Source organism: Afipia sp. GW822-FHT04G07, from assembly GCF_058800765.1.
Map to the genome: position 1 here is coordinate 1,945,610 of NZ_JBXAMP010000001.1, position 17,748 is coordinate 1,963,357.

18 protein-coding genes and 1 tRNA gene (1 of these 19 running past the window's edge) are annotated in these 17,748 nt (G+C 61.5%); 8 read left to right on the forward strand and 11 right to left on the reverse strand.

Annotated elements, in window-relative coordinates:
- Nucleotides 1–12: 12 nt before the first annotated feature.
- From AC1RKJ_RS09540 to AC1RKJ_RS09580, 9 genes are all read right to left on the reverse strand, one after another.
- Complete coding sequence (locus AC1RKJ_RS09540) at nt 13–1,032, reverse strand: WD40 repeat domain-containing protein (RefSeq protein WP_492792698.1); 1,020 nt, start codon at nt 1,030–1,032, stop codon at nt 13–15.
- Nucleotides 1,032–2,087, reverse strand: a complete 1,056-nt coding sequence (locus AC1RKJ_RS09545; protein ID WP_492790822.1) for a CobW family GTP-binding protein — start codon at nt 2,085–2,087, stop codon at nt 1,032–1,034. The genes AC1RKJ_RS09540 and AC1RKJ_RS09545 overlap by 1 nt, the downstream gene beginning before the upstream one ends.
- Before the next feature lie 50 nt (nt 2,088–2,137).
- Nucleotides 2,138–3,037, reverse strand: a complete 900-nt coding sequence (locus AC1RKJ_RS09550; RefSeq protein ID WP_492790823.1) for a metal ABC transporter substrate-binding protein — start codon at nt 3,035–3,037, stop codon at nt 2,138–2,140.
- An 11-nt stretch (nt 3,038–3,048) separates the two neighbouring features.
- Nucleotides 3,049–3,918, reverse strand: a complete 870-nt coding sequence (locus tag AC1RKJ_RS09555; RefSeq protein ID WP_492792699.1) for a metal ABC transporter permease — start codon at nt 3,916–3,918, stop codon at nt 3,049–3,051.
- Between the two features lie 5 nt (nt 3,919–3,923).
- The gene (locus tag AC1RKJ_RS09560; protein ID WP_492790824.1) at nt 3,924–4,676 is read right to left on the reverse strand and encodes a metal ABC transporter ATP-binding protein; all 753 of its coding nucleotides are present in this window, start codon (nt 4,674–4,676) and stop codon (nt 3,924–3,926) included.
- A gap of 2 nt (nt 4,677–4,678) precedes the next feature.
- Nucleotides 4,679–4,891: a hypothetical protein gene (locus tag AC1RKJ_RS09565; protein ID WP_492790825.1), complete on the reverse strand. Its 213-nt coding sequence runs from the start codon at nt 4,889–4,891 to the stop codon at nt 4,679–4,681.
- 365 nt (nt 4,892–5,256) lie between these two features.
- Complete coding sequence (crcB, locus tag AC1RKJ_RS09570; protein ID WP_492790826.1) at nt 5,257–5,631, reverse strand: fluoride efflux transporter CrcB; 375 nt, start codon at nt 5,629–5,631, stop codon at nt 5,257–5,259.
- A 70-nt stretch (nt 5,632–5,701) separates the two neighbouring features.
- On the reverse strand, nt 5,702–6,301 hold the full coding sequence (locus AC1RKJ_RS09575; RefSeq protein WP_492790827.1) for a superoxide dismutase: 600 nt from the start codon (nt 6,299–6,301) through the stop codon (nt 5,702–5,704).
- A 120-nt stretch (nt 6,302–6,421) separates the two neighbouring features.
- On the reverse strand, nt 6,422–7,663 hold the full coding sequence (locus tag AC1RKJ_RS09580) for an MFS transporter (RefSeq protein WP_492790828.1): 1,242 nt from the start codon (nt 7,661–7,663) through the stop codon (nt 6,422–6,424).
- Between the two features lie 111 nt (nt 7,664–7,774).
- Between AC1RKJ_RS09580 and AC1RKJ_RS09585 the strand changes: the two genes are divergently transcribed.
- The gene (locus AC1RKJ_RS09585) at nt 7,775–8,299 is read left to right on the forward strand and encodes a GNAT family N-acetyltransferase (protein WP_492790829.1); all 525 of its coding nucleotides are present in this window, start codon (nt 7,775–7,777) and stop codon (nt 8,297–8,299) included.
- A 63-nt stretch (nt 8,300–8,362) separates the two neighbouring features.
- Here the strand turns inward: AC1RKJ_RS09585 and AC1RKJ_RS09590 are convergent.
- Nucleotides 8,363–8,439: transfer RNA gene (locus tag AC1RKJ_RS09590), tRNA-Met, on the reverse strand.
- Nucleotides 8,440–8,757: 318 nt separating this feature from the next.
- Here AC1RKJ_RS09590 and AC1RKJ_RS09595 point away from each other — a divergent pair.
- The 7 genes from AC1RKJ_RS09595 to AC1RKJ_RS09625 all read left to right on the forward strand — a co-directional run bounded on the left by AC1RKJ_RS09595 (nt 8,758) and on the right by AC1RKJ_RS09625 (nt 16,400).
- On the forward strand, nt 8,758–10,188 hold the full coding sequence (locus tag AC1RKJ_RS09595) for a coniferyl aldehyde dehydrogenase (RefSeq protein ID WP_492790830.1): 1,431 nt from the start codon (nt 8,758–8,760) through the stop codon (nt 10,186–10,188).
- Nucleotides 10,189–10,252: 64 nt separating this feature from the next.
- Entirely contained in the window at nt 10,253–11,860 is a 1,608-nt protein-coding gene (locus AC1RKJ_RS09600; protein WP_492790831.1) for a GMC family oxidoreductase, read from the forward strand.
- Between the two features lie 73 nt (nt 11,861–11,933).
- Nucleotides 11,934–12,719 (forward strand): SDR family oxidoreductase, encoded by a 786-nt coding sequence (locus AC1RKJ_RS09605; RefSeq protein ID WP_492790832.1) that lies wholly within the window; start codon nt 11,934–11,936, stop codon nt 12,717–12,719.
- Between the two features lie 75 nt (nt 12,720–12,794).
- A complete protein-coding gene (locus tag AC1RKJ_RS09610; protein ID WP_492790833.1) occupies nt 12,795–13,652 on the forward strand; it encodes an MBL fold metallo-hydrolase in 858 nt (285 codons plus the stop codon).
- Nucleotides 13,653–13,758: 106 nt separating this feature from the next.
- Entirely contained in the window at nt 13,759–14,601 is an 843-nt protein-coding gene (locus tag AC1RKJ_RS09615; protein WP_492790834.1) for a fumarylacetoacetate hydrolase family protein, read from the forward strand.
- Nucleotides 14,602–14,672: 71 nt separating this feature from the next.
- The gene (locus tag AC1RKJ_RS09620; RefSeq protein WP_492790835.1) at nt 14,673–15,290 is read left to right on the forward strand and encodes a glutathione S-transferase family protein; all 618 of its coding nucleotides are present in this window, start codon (nt 14,673–14,675) and stop codon (nt 15,288–15,290) included.
- Nucleotides 15,291–15,305: 15 nt separating this feature from the next.
- A complete protein-coding gene (locus AC1RKJ_RS09625) occupies nt 15,306–16,400 on the forward strand; it encodes a hypothetical protein (protein ID WP_492790836.1) in 1,095 nt (364 codons plus the stop codon).
- 475 nt (nt 16,401–16,875) lie between these two features.
- Here AC1RKJ_RS09625 and AC1RKJ_RS09630 read toward each other — a convergent pair whose 3' ends face one another.
- On the reverse strand, nt 16,876–17,748 hold the 3' portion of the coding sequence (locus AC1RKJ_RS09630; protein ID WP_492790837.1) for a DUF5996 family protein. It continues 48 nt past the right edge of the window; 873 of the gene's 921 nt are visible here — the last part of the coding sequence; its start codon lies beyond the right edge, outside the window; its stop codon occupies nt 16,876–16,878.

The window sequence follows — 17,748 nt, forward strand, 5'->3', positions numbered from 1 at the left end:
CCTGAATACTCACTACAGGTTGAGCAGTCCAGCATCGCCGTCCTCGGCCGCGAAAGCGAGCAGCGATCCCTTTGCATTCCATGCCAGCGCCGCCACCGGCTCACCGGCGTTTTTGCGCACAAGGATCTCCGCACCGTCCTCAATGCGGACCATCAGGATGGTGCCATCGCTGTAGCCGACCGCGAAGATGTCGTCCTTCGGATGGCAGGCCACCACCGTCGCCTTCGCTTGCAACGGGGCAAGCATCAACGGCTCCTTGCCCATCGGGCCGTCCTTGCTCGCGAATGGCCACAGGATCACGCTGTCCGAACCGGAGGTGGCGAGAAATTTTCCGCCGACGCTCCATGACATCGAGCGCACCCGCGCCGGGTATCCGGTCATCCGCATGTGCCGCGAGTCGGCCAGCCGCCAGCCATGCAGCGCGGATTCGTGCATCGAAGTGACGAGAAACCTGTTGTCGGCGCTGAAAATGACGCCGAGATGCGATCCCTTCCATTCCAGGAATTCCGGCTTGGCGCCCATGTTGGGAAACCACAGCGTCACGCCGTTGTAATGCGCGACCGCGAGCCGGACGCCTTTCGGCGCGAACGCCAGCCCGCCGACGGTCGACGGCACATCGAGCGTTTTCTCCTCGCCTTTCGGCGCGCGGACGAAAGTCGTCTTCCCGGCGGACCACGCCACCGCGCCGTCGGCATGGAGCGCCACGTTGTCGATCCAGCGGCGCTTGGCATCAGTCGCCAGCGTCTCGACGTTTGATTTGGCGTCGATGGAGACCAGTTTGCCGTCGTCGCCGCCCATGATGATGCGTTTGCCGTCCGATGCCGAACACAGAATGCCGCCGCCATGAACAGCGACAGATTTCGCGTCGTCTTCGCCGTTCGTAAACGTAACGGTTTCTTCCGCGCCGACGAACGCTGCGACCTCGCCGAGGAAATGCACGGCCGTCGCGGGCGCCGCGAGCGCTACCTTGGTGACGCGATCGGTGACGGAAACGATGGAGGCCGTCTCAGGGGCCGGATTGAACTCTTTCATCACGCGATGGTTTTCTCGAACCCGTCACGAATGGCCTGCTCGGGCAACTCGCGACCGATGAAAACGAGACGGCTTTCACGCGCCTCGTCTTTCTTCCATTTCCGCTGATGGTCGCCCTCCAGCATCATATGCACGCCCTGAAATACATAGCGATCGTCATCGCCCTTGAACGACAGGATGCCCTTGGAGCGCAGGATCTTCTCGCCATCCTTGGCGACCAGTTCCTGCAGCCATGGCATGAATTTGGTGGGATCGATCGGCTTGTCGGTGCGCAGCGATAGCGACTGCATATCCTCGTCATGATAGTGCTTCAGACCACCGTGCGCGTGGCCGTGATCATGATGATCGTGGCCATGATGGTCGTGGTGGTGATGATCGTGGTCATGGTCATGACCGCCGTCCTCGAGAAACTCCGGTTCAATTTCCAGAATGCGGTCGAGATCGAACGCGCCGCGCTCCAGCACGTCCGACAGTTTCACCTGCGCACGCTCGGTCCGGTGCAGGGTCGCGTATGGATTGATCGCGCGAATGCGGGCCTCGACCTCGGCCAGCTCAGCCTTGCTCACGAGATCGGTTTTGTTCAGCACGATGACGTCGGCGAACGCGATCTGGTTCTTGGCCTCCGGGGCATCCTTGAGCCGGTCGCTCAGCCACTTTGCATCAGCCACGGTCACCACCGCGTCGAGCATGGTCTTCTCGCGGACCTCTTCATCGACGAAGAAGGTCTGCGCCACCGGCGCGGGATCGGCGAGGCCCGTCGTCTCGAGAATGATGGCGTCGAACTTGCCTTTTCGTTTCATCAACCCGTCGATGATGCGAACGAGGTCGCCGCGGACCGTGCAACAGACGCAGCCGTTGTTCATCTCGAACACTTCTTCATCCGCGCCGATGATGAGGTCGTTGTCGATCCCGATCTCGCCGAATTCGTTGACGATCACGGCGTATTTCTTGCCGTGGTTTTCGGACAGGATGCGATTCAGCAGCGTGGTCTTCCCGGCGCCGAGATAGCCGGTCAGAACGGTCACAGGGATTTTGGTGGCAGCGGCTTCAGACATGGAATCTCCAGGCAATCAATCGCGCGCCCGGCGGCGGGGTGGCCCCTGCCCTAGCTCGAAAGCGCGCTGGTCAGGGCCTTTATATTGTGCCGGACCATATCAATGTAAGTGGGGGCTGACCCCTTTTCGTCAGTCAAACTGTCCGAATAGAGCGTTCCGCCGATATTCGCCCCGGTCTCGGAGGCAATCCGGCGCATCAGCCGCGGATCGCTGACATTTTCCAGAAAAACAGCCGGAATTTTCTGCTTTTTGATCTGAGTGATAATGGCCGCGATGTCCCGGGCGCTGGGTTCGGATTCGGTCGAGACGCCCTGCGGCGCGATGAATTTGATGCCGTAGGCCACCGCAAAATAGCCGAAGGCATCGTGGGTCGAGATCACGCTGCGGCGTTCCGGCGGGATTTTCGCTATCGCCTCGCGGACGTCCCGATCAAGCGCATCGAGTTTTGACAGGTAAGCCGCGGCATTGGCCTTGTAGGCATCAGCACCGGCAGGATCAGCCGTCATCAACGCATCGCGGATATTGCCAACATAGACCTTCGCGTTGGCCACCGATTGCCAGGCGTGCGGGTCCGCGTCTTCGCCAGCGTGGCCATGATCGTGGCTGCCGCCTTCGATCTTGCGTGTCGCGATTCCCTTCGTGGCAACGACCGTCGCGGCCTTGCTGCCGGACGATTTGACCAGACGCGGCAACCAGCCTTCCAGTCCCAGCCCGTTGACGATCACAAGTTTCGCATCGGTGATCTTTTTCGCGTCGGACGGCGTCGGCGTATAGACGTGGGTGTCGCTGTTGGGGCCAACCAGCGTCGTCACGCTGACGCGGTCGCCGCCGACATTTTTCGCAAAATCTCCGAGGATCGAGAACGTCGCAACCACATTGAGCCGCTCCTGGGCCTGCACCGGGCTCAAGGCCGCGAACATGGTAACGGCAAGGATCAGAAACAAACGCATGGTTTTTCCGATCACGCTTCGAGATGGCGGCCGGGAAACAATTGACGCACGAGGCCGCTGACGCTCCCGAACAGCACCGAGATCACGTACAGCGCCGCCGCGACCAGAATGATCGCCGGGCCTGACGGCACCTTGGTGTGGAACGATAGCAACAGCCCCGCATAGCCCGACAGCGCGGCGCTTGCGACAGCGATGCCGATCATGCCGGTAATGTCACGCGACCAGAACCGCGCGATGCCGGCGGGCAGCACCATCAACCCTACCGCAAGCAATGTGCCGAGCGCGTGAAAGCCGTTAACCAGGTTGATCACCACAAGCGCGAGAAACGCCAGATGCGCGGGTGCGCCGGCGCGACTCACCGTGCGCAGGAATACCGGATCGACGCACTCGATCACCAGCGGCCGGTAGATGATCGCAAGAATGAGAAGTGTGATGGTGGCGTTGAACGCAATCACCAGCAGGGTCTGGTCGTCCATTGCCAGGATGTTGCCGAACAGCACATGCAGCAGATCGATGTTGGTGCCTTTGATAGACACGATGGTCACGCCGAGCGCCAGCGACACCAGATAGAATGTCGCCAGTGAGGCGTCTTCCTTGAGTTCTGTGGTGCGCGCGACCACGCCCGCAAGAAACGCAACCGCGAACCCCGCGACCAGTCCGCCGAATGTCATCGCGAACAGATTGAGGCCGGACAACAGGAAACCGATGGCTGCTCCCGGCAAAATCGCGTGGGCCATGGCGTCGCCGACAAGGCTCATCCGCCGCAGCATCAGGAACACGCCAATCGGCGCGCCGCCCAGCGCCAGCGCGATCACGCCAGCCAGTGCGCGGCGCATGAATTCGAATTCGGTGAAGGGCGCGATCAGCGCGTCATAGACCATGAGACTCACGCCGCCTGCGATGGAGTATCGGCGCAGGGCGCTGCGCCGTCGTCAAAGGCTTCGCACATATGCCGTGCGGCCAGCAGATTTTCCGGCGTCAGCACTTCCAGGGTCTTGCCCCATGCCACCTTCGAGCGCGCCAGCAGCAGCGTTTCCGGAAAATTCGCACGCACGAGGTCCATGTCATGCAGCGCCGCCAGCACGGTGCGCTGCTCCGAATGCCAGCGCCGCACCAGCGCAATCAGATCGGACGACGTCTTGGCGTCGATGGCGTTGAACGGCTCATCCAGCACGATCATGCGCGCGTCCTGCAACAGCACGCGGGCAAACAGCATGCGCTGCATCTGGCCGCCCGAAAGCGTGCCGATCGGACGGTTTTCGAAGCCGCTGAGGCCGACGGCGGCGAGCGCATCCCGGATTCGCCGCTGCTCGTCCTTGCCGAGCCCGCCGAAGATTCCCTTGCGCCGCCAAAGTCCCGTGCCGGTGAAATCGTAGACCGAGATCGGAAAGCTGCGATCGATGTCGGCAGTTTGCGGCAGATAGGCGATGTCGCGCGGATCGAGACCACCGAGCCCGATCACACCCGCGAGCGGCTTGAGAATGCCGACGATGCCGCGAAACAGCGTCGACTTGCCGGCGCCGTTGGGACCAACCACCGCCACCAGCGAACCAGCCGCGACCTCGCCGCTGAGATGATGCACGGCCGGATGACGGTCGTAGCCCAGGGTCACGTCGCGAAGCTTGATCTGCGCCGCCATGCTCACCTCATCGCCACCAGAACGACCGTCCACAGGGCGGCGCTGATGACCATGGCGGCCGCCAGGCGTGCGCCCAGCGTCATGCGCAGAATCGACCACGCCACCGGCTGTGCGGGGTGCGGCGACGCAGGGCCATGACTGTGCGTGTGGCTGTGCGGATGATCGTGCCCATGGGCGTCGTCATGAGTGTGGGTGTGCCCGTGGGTATGGGCCATGGTGGAGCTTTCCAGATCGGTGGACCGGGGCTCGGAACCCCTCAATTCACTCGGAATGTTATATTATAACATAACCCAAGTCCACGGTTCCGCGATGACAGCCGGGACTTACCGCTTACCGATCATCATGCAGATAGTCCGCCGCCAGAAGCCGAAACAGGTCGATACAGCGGTCCGGAACCGGACGAATCGGCCGACATAAAGGGATTTCCCGCAAAATGAGCCACTGGGCCGCAAACAGGCCCTCGCCACGGCATAGGCGACCACCTGCGGCGCGGCACCGCCACTCTTGAACGCAACAGCCTCAATTGAAAAGCCCGCCACCGGCCCGCCAAGGGGCACCAGGGGTCGCTACGCCGGGCCGCTCAGGTGAAATGCCGCACCAGCGCGAGACCGGCTACCAGTCCCGCGATCGACAGAACCACCGACCCCACCACGTAAAACGCAGCAAGGCCGACTTCGCCCCGCTCATAAAGCAGCACCGCATCCAGCGAGAACGCTGAGAACGTGGTGTAGCCGCCGAGGATGCCGGTCATGATGAACAGCCGCCACGGCTGCGACGCCTCGCCCTTGAAGGCGAGGTATCCGGCAATGAGGCCCATCACCAGCGATCCGGTGATGTTGATCACGAAAGTACCGTAGGGAAAGTTGGTGCCGCACGCACGGGCGCAACCGACGTTGATCGCATGTCTGAGCGAAGCACCCAGTCCGCCGCCGAAGAAAACCAGAATGTAGCTCATGAGAAATTCATCGGAGTTGCTTCAAAAAAAGGGGCCGCGAATTGCGGCCCCTTGATTCAATCCGGGTGTCTTAAACTGCTTTTACAAACAGGGACTCGACGTATTCCCAGTTCACGAGGTGATCGACGAACGCCTTGAGATAATCAGGGCGGCGATTGCGATAGTCGATGTAGTAGGAATGCTCCCACACATCGACGCCGAGGATCGGAGTCGCGCCGTGCACCAGCGGGCTTTCGCCGTTCGGCGTCTTGGAAATCTCGAGCTTGCCGTTCTTGACCGAGAGCCACGCCCAGCCGGAGCCGAACTGGCCGACGCCGGCCGCTGCGAAATCGGTCTTGAACTTCTCGAGACCGCCGAGATCCTCATCGATCTTCTTTGCGAGCTTGCCGGGGAGCTTGTCGCCACCGCCGTTGGGCTTCATCCAGTTCCAGAAATGGAGATGGTTGTAGTGCTGCCCCGCATTGTTGAAGAGCGGCGCGTTCTTTCCGAACGAGCCCTTCACGATGTCCTCGAGGGACTTGCCCTCGAACTCGGTGCCTTTCAGCAGGTTGTTGCCGTTGGTCACGTAAGCCTGATGATGCTTGTCGTGATGATACTCGAGCGTCTCCTTCGACATGTAAGGCTGGAGCGCATCATGGGCATAAGGCAAGTTTGGGAGAGTGAAAGTCATGGGTCTACTTCCGCAAATTGTGAGTGACGACGTGTCAACGCGGCGCACTATAGAAGGTTTCCCGGGGAGGGAAACAGGTAAGCCGCGAGGAATAGCCGCAGATCGCGGCGAGCCGTGCGCTTAAGCTGCTTTGGGCAGGGCTCCGGCCAGTTCGTCCTTCGCCTTCGGCGGACGCACATTCATCAGCATCTGGACCGATCCCGCGATCAATCCAATGATGACCGCGCTTTTCCACGCCAGATCGTAGCTATGAAGGTGATCGAAGATCAGGCCGCTGCCCCAAGCTCCGATGAACGATCCGACCTGATGGCTGAAGAAAGCGATGCCGGTCAGCGTCGCCATAAAACGCAAGCCGAACAGTTGCGCGACGAGGCCGTTCACCAGCGGAATGACGCCGAGCCAGAGCGAGCCCATCACTGCCGCGAAAATGAGGGTCGAAGTCGGCGTCGCCGGGAGGATGAAATAAACCGCGATCGCCAGTGAACGCACGATGTAAATGCCGCCGAGCAGAAGTTGCTTGGGATAACGTCCTCCGAGCCAGCCGAACGCATAAGACCCGAAAACATTGAACAGTCCGATCAGCGCCAGGGCCTGCGCGCCGAGCGACGGATCGAGGCCGCAGATCGCAAGATAGTTCGGCAGGTGTGTCGTGATGAAGACAAGCTGCAAACCACAGACGAAGAACGCCACGGCCATGATGACATAGCCGGAATGGCCGAGCGCCGACTGCACCACCGCGCCCAGCGAGAGATTCAGATCATCCGCCTTGTCGATCTCGATCTTGTCGGCCTTGCCCGCGCTGAACGCCGAGGGCAGCATGACGAAAGCCAGCCCGAGGAAACCGACCAGCGCGATCTGCCAGCCGGCATTGGAAATCAGCGCCTGCGCCATCGGCGACGCGATGACGAGACCGATCGAGCCGGCGGCGGAAATTGCTCCCATGGTGACGCTGCGCTTGGCGGCGGACACCGCACGCGCCGACACCGTCATGCTCATGCTCGACGCCGTGCAGGACAGCGCGATGCCGACGCAGATGCCAGCGCCCAGGGTGAACATCAGCGCGGTGGTCGAGAAAATCATGGTGACAAGGCCAAGCATGTAGATGACGACGCCGGCGAGCATCACATAGCGAGAACCGTAACGATCCGCGAACATGCCGACGAACGGCTGCGTCACGCCCCAGACGATGTTCTGGATTGCCGTCGCAAGCGAGAAGTCGGCGCTGGTGATCTGGGTATCATGCAGGATCGAGGGCTGGAAAAGCCCGAAGCTCTGCCGCATACCCATCGACAGGCTCAACATCACGGATGCGCCGATCAAGATGGACCAGCGCTGATAGGAGCTGAGTTGAGCGGCCTGCATAGTGGAATCTTCCCTTAAGATCACTAAAACAGAATGATTGCATCGGAATCGTCATTTTACCATCCGATCAAAACACAACGCTGATGTGCACGGACCTTGGTGAGCAAGAAAATGAGCATCGAGATCGATATTGCGACCGGAGATTCCAGTTGGCCTGCCGCAAAGCCTCTGCTCTCGGCGGTGTGGCCGCCCGAGGTCGTCAAGGCATTGCCGTGGGGGCACATCGCGTTTGCCCATCCTGACCTCCGGGTGATGATCGAGATGGACGGTGAGGTCGTTTGCCATGTCGGGATCACCCGCCGCACCGGCACATGGAATGGCCGCAAGGTGACCATCGGCGGGATCGGCGGCGTGGCAACGCGCGAGGACTGCCGCCGGCGCGGTTATGCGGCGCTGGCGATCAACGCGGCAATCCACACGCTGACCGAGGAGCGCGGCACCGATTTCGGCATGTTGTTCTGCGAACCGCACAACGCGGCGCTGTATGAAAAGCTCGGCTGGCAGACCTTCAACGGCCCCGTCTACGCCGAACAGCCCGGCGGACGGGCACCGTTCACTGCGATGGCGCCCTACGTCCTCAAGATCAAGCGCCTGCTGCGCGAAGGCACCATCGATCTCTGCGGCCTGCCGTGGTGAAACGACAACATTGGTGAGAACAAAAAGCCCCTGAAAACATCACGTTTTCAAGGGCTTGGTGTTTGGTTGCGGGGATAGGATTTGAACCTATGACCTTCAGGTTATGAGCCTGACGAGCTACCGGGCTGCTCCACCCCGCGATAAACCGTTGCGCGCCTTCAAAAGCGGACGGACGACGTTTCAACGCCGATGGCGTCGATCCAACCCGTCCGGAGGCGAGAGAAGGCTGCCAAGGCAAACGCCCATGGTGCGAGGGGTATGTACCAACGGCACCCTGCTTTGGAAAGGCCTGTGGGCGATCTTTTTCACGAATTTATGACGCCTGACCGCAATTCCGCGCTTCTTGTCTCGGCTCTCTGACGCCCCCTGCGGCAGACTTGCCAATACGTTTGCGAAAGACCAGCCTTGAAACGGAACCAGTTGGGCACCGATACGCAAAAACCGGGCGGGAGGAACCGATGAACCAGGCCGTGAGGAATCCCGCCGCCGGCGGCATCGACGACATTTTCCGCCGCGCCGTGGCCTTGTCGCGGGCGGCGTCGCCCACCCTCGCCGAGCGGCGCGACCGGCTCGCCCGTCTGCGCGCGATTGTCGCCGACAATGAAAAGAAATTCGCCGAGGTGATTTCCGCGGATTTCGGCAACCGCTCATCAACGGAAACGCTGATTGCCGAGACGCTATTCGTGCTCGCCGAGATCAAGCACACCACCAAAAACCTCAGCCGCTGGATGGCGCCGAAACACGTCGCCACCGAGCTGCAGTATTTTCCCGCAAAAAACAAATTGCTGCCGCAGCCGCTCGGCGTGGTCGGCATCATCGCGCCATGGAATTATCCGCTGCAACTGACACTCGCGCCCGCCATCGCCGCCATCGCGGCCGGCAACCGGGTCATGATCAAGCCGAGCGACCTGGTGCCGCAATTTTCCGCGTTACTGCAAAAACTGATCGCGGAAAAATTCGACGACACTGAATTGATGGTAACCGGCATCGACGGCGACATCTCGGAACAATTCGCCGCCCTGCCCTTCGATCATCTGATCTTTACCGGCTCGACCCGGGTCGGACGGCTGGTGGCCGAAGCCGCAGGCCGCAACCTGACGCCGGTCACACTCGAACTCGGCGGCAAGTCGCCGGCGATCATCGACCGCTCCGCCGACATCGCCGAGGCCGCCGAACGCATCGTCTACGGCAAGCTGATGAATGCGGGACAAACCTGCATCGCGCCGGATTATGTTTTGATCGCGCGCAGCAGCGCGGATGAATTCGTCGCCAAGGCGAACAGCGCGGTCAAGCGCATGTTCGGCACCAGCCCTGGCAACAAGGACTACACCTCGATCGTTTCCGACAGGCATTATGCCCGGCTGGAAAGTCTGGTGGAGGATGCCGCCGCGCGCGGCGCGACTATCGTACAGCCCGCGAAAGCAAGCGATCCCGCATGGAAGACGAAACGCAAGTTTCCGCCGACCTTCGTGAGCGGCGCGACCGCCGACATGAAGGTGATGCAGGAAGAAATCTTCGGGCCGATCCTGCCGGTGCTCGCATGCGACACGACTGATGCCGCGATCGACCACATCAACGCCAACGACCGTCCGCTGGCGCTCTACTGGTTCGGCAAGGACAACGCGGCGCGCGACGAGGTTCTCGCCCGCACGGTGTCCGGCGGCGTCACGATCAACGATTGCCTGTTTCATTTCGTACAGGCCAATCAGCCGATGGGCGGCGTCGGCGCATCGGGCATCGGCGCCTATCACGGCGAATGGGGTTTCCGCGGCTTGAGCAAGATGAAGCCGGTGTTCTATCGCTCGCCGCTCAACCGGCTCGCCGATCTCTATCCGCCTTACGGCAGCAAGATCGCGCGCCTGATCAAGCTGCTGCGTTTCATGTCGTAAAATTTCGGGGTTGGGTACGATCGGCATCAATGCCGGTGTAAAAAATTTTGTCGCGGGGGCAACGATGGCGAACACATTCGATTACGTGGTTGTGGGCGCGGGCTCAGGCGGCTGCGCCGTCGCGAGCCGCCTGTCGGAAGATCCCAACGTTTCGGTCGCGCTGCTGGAAGCCGGCGGCAAGGATGACAACTGGGTCGTCACCACGCCCGGCGCGCTGATCCTGATGGTGTCCGGCCCGGTCAACAACTGGTCGTTCAGCACCGTACCGCAGCCCGGCCTTAACGGCCGCATCGGCTATCAGCCACGCGGCAAGGGCCTCGGCGGATCATCGGCCATCAACGCGATGTGTTACATCCGCGGCCACAAGGCCGACTACGACCGCTGGGCATCGATGGGCAATACCGGCTGGTCCTATGCGGACGTGCTGCCCTACTTCAAGCGCTCCGAAGACAACAGCGAACTGGACGGCTTCTATCACGGCAAGGGCGGACCCTTGAGCGTCACAAAGCTTCAGACCGACAATCCCGTTCAGGAGATTTACCTGCAAGCTGCGCGTGAGGCGCAGTTCCGGATCAACGAGGATTTCAACGGCGAGGAGCAGGAAGGCCTTGGCGTCTATCAGGTCACGCAGAAAAACGGCGAACGCTGGAGCGCCGCGCGCGGATACATTCATCCCTTCATGGAAGCGCGCAAGAACCTGCATGTGATCACCGGCGCACACGCGACACGCATCCTGTTCGACGGCAAGCGCGCCACCGGAATCGAATTCCGGCAGGGCAAGGAGACCCGGCAGATTCATGCGCGGTGCGAGATCGTCCTCGGTCTTGGCGCATTCCAGACGCCGCAACTGCTGATGCTGTCCGGCGTCGGAGATCAGTCCGAACTCGCCAGGCACGGCATCGCACCGGTGCATCACCTCCCCGGCGTCGGCAAAAACCTGCACGATCATCCCGATTTCGTGTTCGGCTTCCGATCCGGCAATCCGAATTTCACCGGGCTAACGCTCAAGGGGATCGGCCGTATCATCAAATCGATCTTCCAGTATCGCCGCGAGCGGCGCGGCGCGATGACATCGAACATCGCGGAGTGCGGCGGATTTCTCAAAACGCGACCCGACCTGGAATTGCCCGATATCCAGCTTCATTTCTGCATGGCGGTGGTGAACAACCACGGCCGCACGCCGTTTTTCGGAAACGGCTTTTCGTGTCACGTCTGCCTGCTTCGCCCGAAAAGCCGTGGCAGCGTCTGGCTGCAAAGCGCCGACCCGATGCAGCCGCCCGCCATCGATCCGAATTTCTTCGGCGACCCTGACGATCTTGAGGCGATGGTCGCGGGCTTCAAGACCACGAAGCGTTTGCTCGATGCGCCCGCTCTGAAAGCAATCCAGACCTCGGATGCATTTACCGCTGGCGTGGAGTCCGACGACGATATCCGCACCGCTTTGCGCGCGAGAACCGACACGGTCTATCACCCCGTCGGCACCTGCAAGATGGGCGTCAACGATCCGATGGCCGTGGTCGATCCAACGCTCAAGGTCTATGGCATCGAGGGGCTTCGTATAGCCGACGCATCGATCATGCCGGATGTGATTGGCGGCAATACCAACGCACCAACGATCATGATTGGCGAAAAGGCCGCCGACATGATCAAGGCAGAGATGCGCCTGCACTGATTGCGCGGAATGCGCAGATCGGGCAATACAGCGGACGCCATCAACCAAGAAACGCAACAAGAGGAGCGATACAATGGATCTCGGAATTTCAGGACGGCGAGCGATCGTGTGCGCGGCGAGCAAGGGACTGGGGCGCGCCTGCGCCATCGCGCTCGCCAATGAAGGCGTGCACGTCACCATCACCGCGCGCGGCGCGGAAGCGCTGGCGAAGACGGCGGCGGACATCCGCAAGGCGAACCCGAAAGTGACGGTGACGGAAGTCGTCGGCGACATCACCACGCTGGAGGGACGCGAAGCCGCGCTCAAGGCGTGTCCCGATCCGGACATTCTGATCAACAACGCAGGCGGCCCGCCGCCCGGCGATTTCCGCAACTGGACACGCGACGACTGGATCAAGGCGATCGACGCCAACATGCTGACGCCGATCGAACTCATCAAGGCCACCGTCGACGGCATGATGGCCCGCAAGTTCGGCCGCATCGTCAACATCACATCGGCCGCGGTGAAGGCTCCAATCGATATTCTCGGATTGTCGAACGGCGCGCGCAGCGGTCTCACCGGTTTCGTCGCCGGCCTGTCGCGCAAGACGGTGATCGCCAACGTCACGATCAACGGCCTGCTGCCCGGCCCGTTCGACACCGACCGCGTTCGCGGACCGATGCTCGAAGCCGCCGCAAAGGCACAGGGCATTTCGCCGGACGAAGTGCTCAAGCAACGCATGAAGGCAAATCCGGCTGGCCGCTTCGGCGATCCGGAAGAATTCGGCCTCGCCTGCGCATTCCTGTGCGGCGCAAAATCCGGCTTCATCACCGGCCAGAATATCCTGCTCGACGGCGGCGCCTATCCCGGCACGATGTAACGCGTTGAGCCCCGGTTCTGACGGACACAGAGCCGGGGCTGTACTGCGGAAAACAAAACACCGGGAGCAGGCTTGATGCACTGGACCGTGGGCCGGGTCAAAGTCACCAGAATCGTGGAAGCCGCAACCGTCGGCGGCACGCGATTCATTCTCCCGCAGGCAACGTCTGAAGAAAACCAGAAAATATCCTGGCTGGCGCCGCATTACGCGACGCCCGAAGGCCGCCTCAAGATGAACGTGCAATCGTGGATCATCGAGACACCGGCGCGAAAGATCATCGTCGATACCTGCTTTGGCAATGGGAAATCGAACCGCTCCATGCCGGGCTGGAACAATCTCGACACGCCATATCTCGATGATCTTGCAGCGGCAGGCGCTCCTGCGGACGCCATCGACATCGTCCTCTGCACGCATCTTCATGTCGATCATGTCGGCTGGAATACGAAGCTCGTGAACGGCCAATGGGTGCCGACGTTCACCAACGCCCGCTACGTGTTCGGCAGGACCGAATACGATCACTGGGCCGCGCACAGCACTGAGGGCGAGCACAAGGCGGTGTTCGAGGATTCGGTTCAGCCGGTCGTGGCAGCGGGATTGGCCGATCTGGTGAGCAGCGACCATCGCATTTGCGACGAAGTGTCCCTGATCCCGACGCCCGGCCATAGTCCCGGCCACATGAGCGTTCTCATCTGGTCGGACGGCGCGGAGGCGCTGCTGACCGGCGACGTCGCGCACAATCCCTGCCAGATGGCGCATCTCGGCTGGTCGTCCACGGTGGATTCCGACCCGATCCAGTCCATCGAGACGCGGAAAATGCTGTTCTCGCGCTTTGCGGACACGCCAACGCTGGTGTTTGGCGGCCATTTCGATCCGGGACATCTCGTGCGGGACGGAGATGCTTTCAGACTGACCGCGGAGCGCAATCACAATTGACAAGAACGCACTGCACACAGAGCGGTTGAGGTTGAATTTCCCTGCGCCGTGTCGCATGAAACATCCGACGAATGGAATATCGGACAAGAACAAAGGGGAATAGCCTATGAAATTGGTTCGTTATGGCGCCGTGGGCCAGGAGAAGCCCGGACTGATCGACCGCTCCGGCCGCATCCGCGACCTGTCGGCGCAGGTCAAGGACATCACGGGCGAAGCCCTGTCCGCAGCGGGGCTGGCCAAGCTCGCCGCCCTCGACCCGGCCTCTCTTCCTCTGGTTGACGGCAATCCGCGCCTCGGCGCACCGGTTTCGGGATTCAGCAAGTTCCTGGCTATCGGACTGAACTATGCCGATCACGCCGCCGAAGCAGGAATGGCGATTCCGTCGGAGCCGATCGTTTTCATCAAGGCCAACACCAGCCTCTGCGGGCCGAATGACAACGTCGAAAAGCCGCGCGGATCGACCAAGCTCGATTGGGAAGTCGAACTCGCGATCATCATCGGCACTCGTGCCAAGTATGTCTCCGAGGCCGACGCACTGAAGCATGTCGCGGGCTACGCGGTCTGCAACGATGTGTCGGAGCGGTTTTTCCAGATCGAACGCGGCGGACAATGGACCAAGGGCAAGTCGCATGACACCTTCGGCCCGCTCGGCCCATGGATCGTGACCGCCGATGAAGTCCCGGACCCGCAGAAACTCGGCATGTGGCTCGACGTCAACGGCACGCGCTGCCAGACCGGCTCGACCGCCACGATGATTTTTGGCGTCGCCAAGATCGTCTCCTATCTGTCGGAGATCACCACGTTGCTCCCGGGCGACATCATCACCACGGGCACTCCGCCCGGCGTCGGCATGGGCATGAAGCCGCCGAAATTCCTCAACGTCGGCGACGTCGTCACGCTCGGCATCGACGGTCTCGGCGCACAGCGCCAGGAAATCGTCGCGGCCTAAGCCGCATTCCATGTCAGGCTCCGGCGTTCGCGCCGGAGCCTGCGGCTTATTTTCTTCAGCAGGAACGCTCCATGAAACTTGCCTATTCACCGGCGTCGCCGTTTGCGCGCAAGATCCGCATCGCGGCGATAGAGCTTGGCCTGTTCGACAAGATCGAGTTTGCCGTTCCGATCAAGGCGATCCCGGTCACCGAAAACGAAGAGTATGCGCGCAACATCAGCCCGCTGCGAAAAATTCCCGCGCTGATCCTGGATAGCGGCCAGGTCATCGTCGATTCCTACGTGATCGCCGAATATCTTGACGAACTGGCCGGCGGCAAGCTGATCCCTGCATCCGGACCCGCGAAATGGCAGGTCAAGACCGATCATTCCATCCTTCAGGGCATGCTGGATGCGCTGCTGCTGTGCCGCTATGAGAAGATGTTGCGGCCACCAGAATTTCTCTGGGCTGGATGGGCCGACGACCAGTTCAAGCGCGCATGGGATGGTCTGGCGCGCTACGAAGCGCATCCCGACGTTCTGACGCGCAAGCTGGACATCGTGCAGATCGGCATCGTCTGCGTGCTTGGCTACCTCGATTTCCGGTTTCCCGATTGCGGCTGGCGCAAGACGTTTCCGAAGCTCGACGCATTCCATGAAAAAATGATGCAGCGGGAATCAGTCAGAACCACCGTGCCGCCGCCGGCCTGAGCCAAAGAGGCGACGATGAACGACCGCGCGGACGAGACAAACTTCAAAGCCTGGCACGCGGTCGCCGATCTTTACCACGGTTACTTCACCGGCCTGATCATGTCGGTGGTGACCAGGCGCAGCACCGCCGACGCGGCGGAGTTTGTATTTCGTGTTTTCCGCCGCCAGCACCACGAGCGCTTTCTCGCCGGCATCGAAAAATTCGGACTGACGACGGCACCGCACGCGGTCGCTGCTGCGCAGTATCATTATCTCAGCAATCAAATCGGCGGCGTGAATGTCGAGTACATGCGCGAGTCCGACCGCAAGGCCTGGATACGCTATCCGCCGCCGCGCTGGATCTGGCGCGGCACCGCCGCCTGCGCCGTTCCCGGCGACGTCTCGACGGCGATGCTGCGCGGCTGGCACGCGCATAACGGCGTGTCGTTCAAGAACCCGCGGCTCGGTTTCGTCTGTACGAAGCAGACCGTCGACGGCCAGAACGGCCTCGAGGGTTTTTATTACGAATATGACCGCGATCTTGCGCCCGACGAGCGACTGACCTTCGCACGGCAGCTCGAAGCGCCGCTGTTCGATCCGGCAGCCGCGCCGAAGCTCGCGACTGCGGCGTGGCCGCGATCGCGCCTCGAAAAAGCCTACCGCAACTACGCGATGGAATATGTCCGCTCCGCGTTGCCGGTGATGGTGCAACTGTTCGGGCCGCACGATGCAGGACATCTGCTGCACCTGACAGGGCGGCTGATCGGGATGCAGCTTTACACCGATCTCGCCGCGGATTTCCCCGCGCTTCAGGACCACAGCCCCCAAGGCTTCGGCGCATTTCTGCTCGGGCTGCTGCGGTCGCAGGGCGACGACGCCGACATGACGACAGTGAACGGCGCCGTCACGGTGACACAGGCACAATGGAGCCTGATCGCAGGCGTGCCCGACTATCATCCTGCGTGCCTGAAAGCGCTCACAGGTCTGGTCGAAGGATTGATGGACGCGCATGACCGGCGACTGTCGCTCGGCTTCGCAACGGCAGGATCCGAAAGCGTTCCCGGCCCGCTGACATGGACGATCCGGTCGCGTCCGCTCGGCGCAACGGACGACGGGCGGTTTCGGGCGTAATCTCGTTATCCGAATCTCAAACAGCCCACATCGATCTCGCGGCGCAAATCAATGCGTCCGAGCTTTGTAAAACTCCAAGTCTCGCGCGGACGCGCGAACGATGGAGCGGCGGGAGGCGCCAAGGTGCTTGCGAGGCACCTTTTGGCGAACTCTTGCGATCGAGTCCGCCGCGCAGCCTTGCGAGGGCCGCGCGCGCCTGAGATGACAGGCGCTGCGCCTCCCGGCGCTCCACCGTCGTCACTCAGGTTTCGTGCCGCGCTGCTCATGAAACATCGCGGCCTGAATGTAATAGGAATATAATCCAAAACAACGAAAGTCAAGTCACCAATCGTCGGCGGAACGATCGCTGATCCTCGTCTTTCGTCATCGCGAGGAGCGCAAGCGACGAAGCAATCCCAGTTCTTCGTCCCACGGGCCGCAACCCTCAGTCTGAATTGCTTCGCATCGCTCGCAATGACAACAGGTCTTGCGAGATCTACCGCTCCAGCGCGGCGCGGTCCCAGTTGCCGGCGTTGGCGGCGGCGTCATAAGTGCTTTGAAAAAATTCGAGCAGCATGGCGTCCGGGTCGGCCGCCGCTCTGACGGCGTCGTAGTCGAGAACGAACTCCTGCAGGTTCGTATCGAACACGGCCGCCGATGGACGCAGCGGCGCATCGGCAAATCCCGGTGGCGCGGGATAAGCGTAGGAGTAAAACGCAGCCTTGCCGAAGCCGCCGTTGCCCGGCCAGAAGCCGCAACTCGAGACTTCGTGCGAATACGCCTCGCGCGCCACCCAATCCCCGAGATTCGGCATGCCGCCAGGATGCGGCGGCGCGGTTCGTCCCGAGAAGCGCGTCACCGCCATATCGAAGCTGCCCCAGAAGAAATGCACCGGGCTCACCTTGCCGGTGAAGCCAGCGCGAAACTGCTTCATGACGCGATCCGTCTGCATCAGGACGCGCCAGAATCGCTGAGCGGCCCCCGCATCGTAGGACTTGTGATCGTGATCCTGCTCAAAGGGAATGGCTCCCGGCACTTCGACCGGCATCGTCCAGATCGCGACTTCGACTTCGAGATCGCGCAGCGCGCTCATTGTCTTGCCGTAGAACTCCGCAACCGAATAAGGCGCGAGCGCGAACTCGACACGCCGCGGATCGCTGGTGGTGACGACAAGAACATGACGGCAGAAGTCGAAATCAATCTGGAGACTGCGCGAACCGTACGGCATCGCCGACGTGGTCAGGCCGGTGGTGGTGACATAAAGCGGCACCTGCCACCAATGGTTGACCATCGGCTCCAGCGCGAGGCGGATCTTGCCGACGACCTGCGTCCACATGTGCAAGGTCGCGCAGGTATCCTGCCATCCAAT

What these genes read in the sequence shown, in the direction of transcription:
- AC1RKJ_RS09540 (WP_492792698.1), bottom strand. Translation starts at nt 1,032, where the DNA reads ATGAAAGAGTTCAATCCGGCCCCTGAGACGGCCTCCATCGTTTCCGTC.
- AC1RKJ_RS09545 (WP_492790822.1), bottom strand. Translation starts at nt 2,087, where the DNA reads ATGTCTGAAGCCGCTGCCACCAAAATCCCTGTGACCGTTCTGACCGGC.
- AC1RKJ_RS09550 (WP_492790823.1), bottom strand. Translation starts at nt 3,037, where the DNA reads ATGCGTTTGTTTCTGATCCTTGCCGTTACCATGTTCGCGGCCTTGAGC.
- AC1RKJ_RS09555 (WP_492792699.1), bottom strand. Translation starts at nt 3,918, where the DNA reads ATGGTCTATGACGCGCTGATCGCGCCCTTCACCGAATTCGAATTCATG.
- AC1RKJ_RS09560 (WP_492790824.1), bottom strand. Translation starts at nt 4,676, where the DNA reads ATGGCGGCGCAGATCAAGCTTCGCGACGTGACCCTGGGCTACGACCGT.
- AC1RKJ_RS09565 (WP_492790825.1), bottom strand. Translation starts at nt 4,891, where the DNA reads ATGGCCCATACCCACGGGCACACCCACACTCATGACGACGCCCATGGG.
- crcB (WP_492790826.1), bottom strand. Translation starts at nt 5,631, where the DNA reads ATGAGCTACATTCTGGTTTTCTTCGGCGGCGGACTGGGTGCTTCGCTC.
- AC1RKJ_RS09575 (WP_492790827.1), bottom strand. Translation starts at nt 6,301, where the DNA reads ATGACTTTCACTCTCCCAAACTTGCCTTATGCCCATGATGCGCTCCAG.
- AC1RKJ_RS09580 (WP_492790828.1), bottom strand. Translation starts at nt 7,663, where the DNA reads ATGCAGGCCGCTCAACTCAGCTCCTATCAGCGCTGGTCCATCTTGATC.
- AC1RKJ_RS09585 (WP_492790829.1), top strand. Translation starts at nt 7,775, where the DNA reads ATGAGCATCGAGATCGATATTGCGACCGGAGATTCCAGTTGGCCTGCC.
- AC1RKJ_RS09595 (WP_492790830.1), top strand. Translation starts at nt 8,758, where the DNA reads ATGAACCAGGCCGTGAGGAATCCCGCCGCCGGCGGCATCGACGACATT.
- AC1RKJ_RS09600 (WP_492790831.1), top strand. Translation starts at nt 10,253, where the DNA reads ATGGCGAACACATTCGATTACGTGGTTGTGGGCGCGGGCTCAGGCGGC.
- AC1RKJ_RS09605 (WP_492790832.1), top strand. Translation starts at nt 11,934, where the DNA reads ATGGATCTCGGAATTTCAGGACGGCGAGCGATCGTGTGCGCGGCGAGC.
- AC1RKJ_RS09610 (WP_492790833.1), top strand. Translation starts at nt 12,795, where the DNA reads ATGCACTGGACCGTGGGCCGGGTCAAAGTCACCAGAATCGTGGAAGCC.
- AC1RKJ_RS09615 (WP_492790834.1), top strand. Translation starts at nt 13,759, where the DNA reads ATGAAATTGGTTCGTTATGGCGCCGTGGGCCAGGAGAAGCCCGGACTG.
- AC1RKJ_RS09620 (WP_492790835.1), top strand. Translation starts at nt 14,673, where the DNA reads ATGAAACTTGCCTATTCACCGGCGTCGCCGTTTGCGCGCAAGATCCGC.
- AC1RKJ_RS09625 (WP_492790836.1), top strand. Translation starts at nt 15,306, where the DNA reads ATGAACGACCGCGCGGACGAGACAAACTTCAAAGCCTGGCACGCGGTC.